The following is a 1,230-nucleotide window of genomic DNA, read 5'->3' as shown; positions in this document are numbered from 1 at the left end:
TGCAAGAGGCGATCGCATTGCTGGAAAGTCCGGATCGTCGCAAAATTGAGAATGCATTTGCTGATGCCCAGGAAGAGGTAAACAAGCCCAACCCAGATAAAAACGAGGTGGGGAAGGCATTAGACAGAGCGTTCGATTATGCTAAGAGGGCTGAAGGATTTGCTTCTCTGGTTGAAAAACTTAAACCTCACTTAACCAAAACAACAGCTTGGTTAGGAGAGAACTGGCATAAGCTACTTGGTATCGTTGGTTTGGGAATTTAACAGGAGTGTATTGATATTGAGGCAGAATCGATGAGTGACAACGCTATTCCAAATGAAAATCGCAGCATCGCAATCGAACGAGATGCACTCAGCAGTGCGATTATTTCAGGGGATGGCAATAGGGTTGTGATTTACCAATATCACACCGCTCAAGAAGTGAAATCAGAATTATCGCCTGTTGAAACTAAGATTGGTCCCAATCCTTACAAAGGTCTGTTGGCGTTTGATGAAGAAGATGCGGATCGCTATTTTGGTCGAGAAGCTCAGATTTCGCGACTGTGGAATGTGTTTCGAGATCTTCACTCAGATGTGTCTCAAATCCGCTTGCTTCCTATTTTGGGACCATCGGGAAGTGGCAAATCTTCTCTAGCACGCGCCGGATTAATTCCAGAACTGGCGCGGCGATCGCTTCCCGGAAAAAAGCAGGCGCAGGTGGCGATACTGGTACCTGGGGCGCATCCCTTGGAAGCTTTGGCTGGGGTTTTGGCGCGGGTGGCGACACAGGATCTTACCCCGGTGGCGAAGACACGAGAGTTTGTTGATGAATTGCAGCGCACTAATAAGACAGGTGCATACGATGGTTTGCGGCGCATTGCCGATATGCTGCCTAAGATTGCCGAATCTTCCTTAGTGGTGCTGGTGGATCAGTTTGAGGAGGTCTACTCGCTGTGCAAGAATGCTGATGAACGCAAAGCTTTTATTGAAAATTTAGTTGATGCTGCTGCTGACTCCTCAGTTCGTGTTTCTGTGATTGTCACCCTGCGCAGTGACTTTCTCGGCGAAACCCAAAGGCATCCTGTGCTGAATCAACTTGTTGCTCAACACGGCTTAATTATCCCAGCAATGACTGCTGATGAACTGCAGCAAGCTATAGCCAAGCCAGCAGAACTGGCAAATCATCCTTTAGATCAAGCGACGGTGAATTTGTTAGTTCAGGAAGCCGAAGGACGAGAGGGAGCATTACCCT

1 protein-coding gene and 1 pseudogene are annotated in these 1,230 nt (G+C 47.9%); both read left to right on the top strand.

Annotation, left to right across the window (positions count from 1 at the left end; genetic code table 11):
- A pseudogene (locus AC5590_RS33160) lies at positions 1–263 on the top strand (CHAT domain-containing protein); the annotation flags it as partial.
- A gap of 30 nt (positions 264–293) precedes the next feature.
- Positions 294–1,230, top strand: a 937-nt coding sequence (locus AC5590_RS33155; RefSeq protein ID WP_169269000.1) for an ATP-binding protein, incomplete at its 3' end; no start/stop codon positions are given.

This window comes from Brasilonema octagenarum UFV-OR1 (assembly GCF_963888615.1).
In the GTDB taxonomy this organism is placed as follows: Bacteria; Cyanobacteriota; Cyanobacteriia; order Cyanobacteriales; family Nostocaceae; genus Brasilonema; species Brasilonema sennae.
The sequence above is the reverse complement of the archived record's forward strand: the minus strand, read 5'-3'. Positions and strand labels throughout refer to the sequence as shown.